Source organism: uncultured Shewanella sp. (genome assembly GCF_947495455.1).
GTDB lineage: Bacteria > Pseudomonadota > Gammaproteobacteria > Enterobacterales > Shewanellaceae > Shewanella.
In genome coordinates this window covers 1-500 of record NZ_CANLZC010000255.1, presented here as the reverse complement: position 1 = coordinate 500, position 500 = coordinate 1, and the positions used below count along the sequence as shown (strand labels likewise).

The 500-nt window shown below is 42.0% G+C and carries 1 protein-coding gene; it reads left to right on the top strand.

The window, feature by feature from the left end; all coding sequences use genetic code 11:
• Nucleotides 1-500: hypothetical protein (locus Q0791_RS25010; protein ID WP_299011967.1), on the top strand; the 500-nt coding region annotated here is incomplete at both ends.

Sequence of the window (500 nt, the reverse complement as noted above, 5' to 3'; positions counted from 1 at the left end):
GTGGGTAGTGATTTTACGCAAATAAAAACGGCTTTTCATGGTGATGGTGAAAATGAGGGGGCTTGGCAAACATTAGGTTCAGGACTCGGAAAAGGTTGGTCTGCGGTTGGTAGTGGGATCACGCAGTTAAAAAATGTGGGTAGTGATTTTACTCAAATAAAAACGGCTTTTCATGGTGATGATAAAAATGAAGGGGCTTGGCAAACATTAGGCTCAGGTCTAGGAAAAGGCTGGTCTGCTGTTGGTAGGGGGATCACACAGTTAAAAAATGTTGACAGTGATTTTACGCAAATAAAAACGGCTTTTCATGGTGATGATAAAAATGAGGGGGCTTGGCAAACATTAGGCTCAGGTCTAGGAAAAGGCTGGTCTGCTGTTGGTAGTGGGATCACACAGTTAAAAAATGTTGACAGTGATTTTACTCAAATAAAAACGGCTTTTCATGGTGATGATAAAAATGAGGGGGCTTGGCAAACATTAGGCTCAGGTCTAGGAAAAGG